The sequence below is a fragment of the Cyclonatronum sp. genome, from assembly GCF_022565315.1.
GTDB lineage: Bacteria > Bacteroidota > Rhodothermia > Balneolales > Cyclonatronaceae > Cyclonatronum.
On record NZ_JAIUMX010000143.1, the window covers coordinates 1 to 7731 of the forward strand.

General features: G+C 53.8%; 6 protein-coding genes. 4 read left to right on the forward strand and 2 right to left on the reverse strand.

From position 1 onward, the window contains the following. The first annotated feature begins 480 nt into the window (after positions 1-480). From LAT75_RS14425 to LAT75_RS14435, 3 genes are all read left to right on the forward strand, one after another. Entirely contained in the window at positions 481-3396 is a 2916-nt protein-coding gene (locus LAT75_RS14425) for a prolyl oligopeptidase family serine peptidase (protein WP_291483384.1), read from the forward strand. 185 nt (positions 3397-3581) lie between these two features. Continuing rightward, positions 3582-4118 (forward strand): hypothetical protein, encoded by a 537-nt coding sequence (locus LAT75_RS14430; RefSeq protein ID WP_291483385.1) that lies wholly within the window; start codon positions 3582-3584, stop codon positions 4116-4118. Between the two features lie 11 nt (positions 4119-4129). Further along, positions 4130-4909, forward strand: coding sequence for a DUF5995 family protein (locus tag LAT75_RS14435; protein WP_291483386.1), 780 nt, complete (start codon positions 4130-4132; stop codon positions 4907-4909). Positions 4910-5192: 283 nt separating this feature from the next. Here the strand turns inward: LAT75_RS14435 and LAT75_RS14440 are convergent, their stop codons facing one another. Beyond that, positions 5193-5402, reverse strand: a complete 210-nt coding sequence (locus LAT75_RS14440) for a hypothetical protein (protein WP_291483387.1) — start codon at positions 5400-5402, stop codon at positions 5193-5195. Positions 5403-5872: 470 nt separating this feature from the next. Beyond that, positions 5873-6067, reverse strand: a complete 195-nt coding sequence (gene rpsU, locus LAT75_RS14445; protein ID WP_291483388.1) for a 30S ribosomal protein S21 — start codon at positions 6065-6067, stop codon at positions 5873-5875. A gap of 42 nt (positions 6068-6109) precedes the next feature. On the opposite strand from rpsU, the gene LAT75_RS14450 reads away from it, so the two are divergent. Then, positions 6110-7731 (forward strand): ABC-F family ATP-binding cassette domain-containing protein (locus tag LAT75_RS14450; protein ID WP_291483389.1); only part of this gene is annotated, 1622 nt, incomplete at its 3' end.

The window sequence follows — 7731 nt, forward strand, 5'->3', positions numbered from 1 at the left end:
ATGCTGAGATACCGTTGATTGCGCCAGCGGCATGTTCAGCTGAAGCTCACCGGCACAGCAGCCGCCAGCTTGGCTGAGGTGTGCCATGATGGCAATCCTTGCCGGATGGCCCAGCGCTTTGGCGAAACGGGCCAGCTTTTTGTGATTCGGATGATATGTTGTTTGCCTGGTGTTCATTATCTATCGTAAAAGTACAATGAATGAAAAGAAATTCCAAATTCTAAGTTTGATATTTAATTTTGAAAGACACAAGCTTTTGATTGTAACCGGTTATCTGCTCCATATTTAGCTAAAGAAAAGAGCAGCGGAGCTTCGAGCATTCTCATACAGCTGCCGTAACCAATCTGCGGCATTTTAAGCCTTCAATGATGCATACCGTATCAGGAACATTTTCTCACAACCTCAGCACAGCAGTTTACAAATTGCCGTGTATTTTAGGCGGATTCATTTAAAATGCAACCCCGACCCAAAATCCGACCTATGAGATCCGTTTTTACTACGACCCTCACCTTTCTGCTGCTGTTTACGCTGGCTTCCTGTACGGCCACCGGGCAGGGCGTCCGTTCATCGGAGAAGGTTCCCCTCGACCACGCTGACTTCGATCAGTGGCGCTCGGTATCCAACGAGCAGTTTACCCGCGACGGCCGTTTTCTGATTTACGGCCTGAATCCGCAGGAGGGCGACGGTGAGCTTATCGTTCGCAGCCTGCGCGACAACCGCGACCGCAGCATCGCCCGCGGGCACCGGTTTCAGGTGAACTACAGCGGCACCCACATGGCGCTGTTTCTGGCAAATCCATACGCGGAGGAGCGTCAGGCCCGCATCGACGGTAAGCGCCTGCGCGATGTGTTCACCGATACCCTCGGCATCTACACCCTGAGCACCGGGGAGCTGGAAAAAATCGCCGAAGCCACTTCCTTTAAAATGCCCGCCGAAAACGGCGACTGGCTCGCCTACCGCTTCGAGCGCCGTTCGCGCCCGGCCGCGGCAACGACCGAAGAAGCCGAAAGCACTGAAGATCCGGGTGCAGGAACTGCTGCTGAGCCGGATGAGGCCGCGGACCCATCACCCAAAACCACCAAGCACGATCTTGTACTGCGCGACCTGCGCAGCGGTGCCGAGCAGGTTTTCCCCTGGGTGGATGAGTATTATTTCAGCGAGGGCGGGGAGCGGCTGGTGATGCTCACGCTTGAACAAGACAGCGTGAGCACGGCCGGGGTTCATGTGCTGGAGCTGGAAAGCGGCGAGCTCTTCACCCTCAGCGAAGGGCTGCGCAGCTACCGCGCTTTTGCGATGACCGCTGACGGTGCACAAATTGCCTTCCTCGCGCAGCAGCCCAAGCCCGAAGCTGATGAGAATGATGCCGAAAACGGCGCAGGCGCGGATGCAAATGATGACGATGACGCCCCCGAATACTACGGCCTCTGGTTCGTGGCCGCCGGAAGCACCGAAGCCCGCCTGCTCGCTGATGAAAACAGCGCCTGGCTGGCCGACAGCTGGATGATTAACGAGCACAGTTCGCCTTCTTTTTCGGAGGATGGCAGCCGCCTCTTTTTCGGCACCGTACCCGAGCCGATGCGCCGCGACCGCTCAGTCGAAACCATCGACATGGCCGAAGTCGATATCTGGCACTGGCAGGATGAGCGGCTTCAGAGTCAGCAGCTGGTGCAGCTGCGCAACGACCGCCGGCAGACTTTCCGCGCGGTGTACCACATCGGGACCGGCAGCTTTGTGCAGCTCGAAGACCGCAGCCTCGAAAATATTTCCGTACCTAATCGCGGCAATGCGCCCTTTGCGATGGGCGCTCAGAACCGGCACTATCTGTACCTCACGCAGTGGGAAGGCTTCCCGGCGCGCACCGACCTTTATGTGGTTAACATCGAAACCGGCGAGCGCAGCCTGTTTGCCGAGCGGGTGAAGGCAGCAAGCCAAACTTCGCCTGACGGCCGCTTTTTCCTCTGGTACGACTACGCCGACCAAAACTGGTACGCGCACGAAATCGAAACCGGCCTAAGCGTGAACCTCACGGGTCACCTTGATGTGGCCTTCTTCAACGAGATGCACGATGCGCCCTCAGATCCGAATCCCTACGGGGTGGAAGGCTGGACCGAAGGCGACGCGCGCGTCATTATCCGCGACCGCTTCGACCTCTGGGTGTTCGACCCGACGCTGGAAGGCAGCGGACACCGGCTGACCGCCGGCTACGGCCGCGACAATCAGGTAAGCCTGCGCAGCTTTCAGGAAGACCGCGAAGCGCGGCACCTGCCCTCCGATCAGCTTTTCCTCTCAGCCTTTTTTGATGCGGATAAATCATCCGGCTTTTACACCGCCGACCTTCGCGAGCGCGCCCCGCAGCAGCTCTGGCGGGGCGACTTCCGCACCTTCACCCCGGTGAAAGCCGCCGATGCCGAGCGCTGGATGGTCCGCAAAAGCACTTTCCGGCAGTATCAGGATGTGTACCTCACCGACCGCCGCTTCCGGAATTTCGAGCGCGTAACGCACGCCAATCCGCAGCAGGATCAGTACCTGTGGGGAGATGTGGAGCTGTTTCATTTCACAAGTCTGGACGGCGAGCGCCTCGAAGGCCTGCTCTACACCCCTGAAAACTTCGATCCGAACAAAGAATACCCGATGATTGTGTACTTCTACGAGCGCACAAGCGACCGCCTGCACTGGTACCGGGCGCCGGCGCCTTCGGCCTCCACCATCACGCCGGCGTTTTACACCAGCCGCGGCTACATCGTGGCCATGCCCGATATTGTGTACACTATCGGCAACCCGGGTCGTAGTGCCGAAAACGCGGTCATCGGCATGACCTTACACCTGCTCGATCGCGGCTTTGTTGATGCAGACCGCATCGGCCTGCAAGGGCAGAGTTGGGGTGGTTATCAGATCGCGCACATTATCACCCGTACCAACATGTTCGCGGCGGCTATGGCGGGGGCGCCGGTTTCCAATATGATCAGCGCTTACGGCGGCATCCGATGGGCGAGCGGCCTCAACCGGCAGTTTCAGTACGAGCAGACCCAAAGCCGTATCGGCGGCACGCTGTGGGAGAAACCGACCTACTACATCGAAAACTCCCCCATTTTCTTCGCCGACCGCGTGCGCACGCCCCTGCTGATGATGCACAACGACGAAGACGGCGCCGTGCCCTGGTATCAGGGCATTGAGTTCTTCACCGCGCTCAAGCGGCTGCAGCAGCCGGTGTGGATGCTCAACTACAACGGCGAGGCGCACAACCTGCGCGAACGCGTAAACCGCAAAGACCTCTCGCGCCGCATGCAGCAGTTCTTTGACCACTACCTGATGGATGCCCCCATGCCTGTGTGGATGCGCTACGGTGTGCCGGCCATCGAAAAAGGCCTGCATCAGGGGTTTGAGCTCACCGACTGAGCAGAACGGTCTCTGAATCCGCTGTCGGAAAAAGGCACCCGGTTACTGTACCGGGTGCCTTTTTTCTTTCAGGTATTGGGATTTAAGCTAAGCCATTGCAAACCATGTGTTTTGGATGATTGCGTAAATAGCTTTATTCTCATTCAGGGCAAAATATCATCCAACTGAACATAATTTTTTTCGAAATGGAAGACAGTACGGTGCTTATTCTTGTGATTTCTGTTTTTGCACTCATAGCAGGCGGAACGGGACTCTATTTCTTACTTCGGTTTCTGAGGGGAACCATCAAAATTTCGCTGCCGGTCACCACTTTTTCTCCGGGGGATGTGATCAGAGGCAGCTTTGAGCTTCATGCCAAAAAAGCGGTTTCGGGGAAGCGGCTGATTGTGACTCTGATTGGCACCCGGCACGAACGCCGCCGCGATAAAGACGGCAAAAGTGAATCACGCAGTCAGGAGGTTTTCCGAAAAGAGGTAGTGGTAGAAGAAGCCCGGGATTACCCGGCCGGCTTTAAGGAGAGCTATCAATTCGAGCTCCCCATACCGGATTCGAACCGCGCTGATTCAGCTGCAAGTGATATGCTGCAAAACATTGTTTCGGCAGCCAATATGCTCAGCAACCGCAGGGTTGAAATCCGCTGGAAGCTGGAAGCCCGGCTTGAGGCTAAGGGTATCGACCTTGCAGGCAGCCACAAGGTATCGGTAAATACGGGAGCATTTTGAGAGGAATAAACATGCCGGGTGAGCCACAGGGCGGGTGGCTTCATACAATTGATGACGTTATCCAAAAACTGGATCAGATTGTGGAGGCCTGCCGCCGTACGCAGAACCGCCTCGGCTACTTTGCCGTCCTGTACCGGCAGGTTACGGTACGTGTGAAGCAGGGGATTGACCGGGGTGAGTTTGAGGACAACCCGCGCATGGAGCGGCTCGACGTCATTTTTGCGAAGCGTTTCATTGACGCCTGGGAACAGTACGAGCGGGGAGAGGAGCCTACCCTGAGCTGGAAGCTCGCCTTCGGGGCCGCTGAAGAAAGCCGCATGGTCGTGCTTCAGCATCTGCTGCTGGGCATAAACGCGCACATCAACCTGGATTTGGGTATTGCTGCGGTTGAAACCATGGAGGGCAAACCGCTGGAACCGCTGCGCGGGGATTTCAACAAAATTAATGCTGTACTGGCCGAACTCACGGATGGCGTGAAAGAAAATATCGGCCGGATTTCACCGGTATTCCGGCTGCTGATCCGCTTTGCACGCGGAAGGGATGAGATGCTGGTTAACTTCAGCATCAACACAGCCCGGGAAGGCGCGTGGAAATTTGCGGGGGAATATGCCAAAGCGGCCTCCCGTCCGGCTTTAACCGCCCAGCGGGATCACCAAATCGCTGCTTTGGCGCAGCGGCTCATCAATCCCGGAAAACGACTGAGCCGCATTTTGTACTTCGTAAGCCTTGCCGAGTGGCGCACGGTTTCGGGGAATATGGCGCAGCTTGACCGGCTTGTGAAGCGTTCCTGAAACCTGTGAGTTTCCTTTTAAACTGAAATCAGGGTAATTAAAACTTTAACTTTCGGAACCTGTGAGCTTTCCTAAAAGTTTGTCTGGGTCTTGTGAATTATTAGTTTTCTGAACCTCTTGTTTGCAAATGGAGGAGCAAGTTCGGTATTTTTTTGGAGCTGGGATATTCTGAGTTCTAAGAGTTCGAGAAAATCATTGTTTATCTTAGTGCCCCAAGTTTTCAGAATGAAGTCTGATGTTGCATGTAGCGACTGTATAGCAGTATCAGTCCAAAAAATGGGTTTCATTTTGGATTTAAAAGATCCGTAATACTCGTGTGAGGCAAAAGATTTTCCTCTGGCTCTGCATCTGCTATTTTTAATAGCTGCAAAATCGCTTCGGGAAGCTCAGAGCCGGCAGGCTCAATGAAGTCTGTAATTTTGTCTATGATAACCTCGTCTTCAAGAGTTCTTATCCGGTTGATAAGTATTAATTTCTTTTGTTCTATTGACATCAGAAGTTGTGTAGTTTTAGAGGCTTGGTAAAATGTGCGGGAAATTTGAAACGGTAGAATAACGAATCAACAATCTGAGGCGGGAGTTGCCAGACTTATAAGTGGATATAGTGATATACATACCAATAACATGATACCTAATCGCAGAAAAAAAGTGTTTATCCTGCGCTATTATGTAAGATAGGCTTTGATTTAGATACATTTCAAATAAATGGTCTTTAATCAGTGCCTTGATTATCCCTAAGATACCTGGCTTTAACGGGTATTGAAGTTTAAAAGCCGGGAGTCAATGAAATGGAATAGCCGTCTGCCGCCCCCTGATTTCAGCGCAAAAAAAAACCGCCTTTAAGGGGCGGTTTAAAATTGGGCAAGTACTAACATGCGCAGCTTTGAGAGTTCATCTGTCCTTTGAGGTGATGAAAACCAAAGGAAAATACAAAACCGGACAAAAGCGGTCGATGATCAATCAATCAGTAGTTATAACGCTGACGGCGGCGCTCTTCGCGAACACTTTTCTTGAGTGCTTCACGCTTCGCCTCAGAAGGCTTGGTAAATTGCTGACGCTCCTTATATTCCATCAAAATCCGGGAACGTGTGATAAGTTTCTTAAAACGGTTGATCGCGCGATCAACACTTTCGTTATCTTTGACTTTTACTCCGATCATGTACGTATTGAGTCGATTAAATTTTGATTTGGTTATTGCTAAATGTTGACAATCTCTAATATAACGCTTTTTATATCTAATTTCTGCATCTTTTCAGGACTAAATTTTCAGGCATCAAGAGGAGACCGCATCGGGCTGGTAGGGCCGAACGGGGCCGGTAAAACGACCCTGCTGCGCCTTATTGCCGGCCGATATCAGCCGGAGGAAGGTTCGCTAACCCTCCAAAGCGGCTGTAAAATCGGGTTTCTGGAGCAGGACACCCTTGAAATCAGTCTCGAGCAGTCTGTCCGCGATTTCGCCCTGCAGGCTTTTGCCGAGGTGAAATATATCGAAAAACGCCTCGAAGAAATCGGCATCGATATCAGTGAATCGACCGATTATGAGAGCGATCGCTATACGGATCTGCTCAATGAAATGGAGAAGCTCAATAACCGTTTTGCCATTCTGGAAGGCGACCGGGCCGAATCGCGCACCGAAGAAGTGCTTGAGGGTCTTGGTTTTAAAACCGATGAGCTTTCGCAGCCGCTTGAGCGGTTCAGCGGGGGCTGGCGGATGCGCGCCGTGCTCGCCAAACTACTGCTGCAGCGACCTGATGTCCTCATGCTCGATGAACCCACCAACCACCTCGATATCGATTCCATCGAGTGGCTCGAGCAGTACCTGAAAACCTACGACGGCGCCGTCGTAATTGTGAGTCACGACCGTTATTTCCTCAACCGCATGGTTACGCAGATTGCTGAACTGCGCAACCGCAAGATTTTTACCTACACGGGTAACTACGACAAATTCGAGGTGCAGCGCGAGGAGCAGGTGCAGCAGCAGCAGCGCGAGTTCGAGGCGCAGCAGCGCGAAATTGAGGAAACCGAGCGCTTTATCGAGCGTTTCCGCTACAAGGCAACCAAAGCCCGGCAGGTGCAGAGCCGCGTAAAAGCACTCGAGAAAGTAGTGCGCATCGAAGAGCCGGACAACCCGCAAAAGCGCATGCAGTTCCGTTTCCCCGATCCGCCGCAGTCCGGCAAGGTGGTAATGGAGCTCACCAATCTCATCAAAAGCTATCCTAAACCCGAGGGTGACGGTAAAATCACAGTGTTTACCGAGGGTCAGCAGCTGCATATCGAGCGCGGCGACAAAATCGCGCTCATTGGTCCTAACGGTGCCGGAAAATCAACGCTCGCGCGCATTCTGTACGGGCAGGAGCCTTTCGAAGGAACCCGTGCCGAAGGCCACAATGTGCTCATGACCTTCTTCGCGCAGCACCTTGCCGACGTGCTCGAGTCGAACCGCAGCATACTCGAAGAAATGGAATCAGAAGCCCGCACTTCAGAGGTCCGTTCGCGCATCCGCTCCATTCTCGGGAGCTTTTTGTTTTCGGGGGATGATGTCTTCAAGCCCATATCCGTGCTAAGCGGCGGGGAACGCGGCCGCGTTGCGCTGGCCAAAACCCTGCTGCAGCCCGCCAACGTGCTCATCCTCGATGAGCCGACCAATCACCTCGATATTTCGTCCAAAGAAGTGCTGATTCAGGCCCTGGAGGAATACAAGGGCACCATACTTGCCGTGAGTCACGACCGCTATTTTCTGAGCCGGTTTGCAACCAAAATCTGGCGCGTTGAGGGCGGGCGCGTGGCCGAATACGACGGCGGCTACGACTACTACGAGTGGAA

Coding starts and splice junctions, on each gene's coding strand:
- LAT75_RS14430 (WP_291483385.1), top strand. CDS start 3,582: ATGGAAGACAGTACGGTGCTTATTCTTGTGATTTCTGTTTTTGCACTC.
- LAT75_RS14440 (WP_291483387.1), bottom strand. CDS start 5,402: ATGTCAATAGAACAAAAGAAATTAATACTTATCAACCGGATAAGAACT.
- LAT75_RS14425 (WP_291483384.1), top strand. CDS start 481: ATGAGATCCGTTTTTACTACGACCCTCACCTTTCTGCTGCTGTTTACG.
- rpsU (WP_291483388.1), bottom strand. CDS start 6,067: ATGATCGGAGTAAAAGTCAAAGATAACGAAAGTGTTGATCGCGCGATC.
- LAT75_RS14435 (WP_291483386.1), top strand. CDS start 4,130: ATGCCGGGTGAGCCACAGGGCGGGTGGCTTCATACAATTGATGACGTT.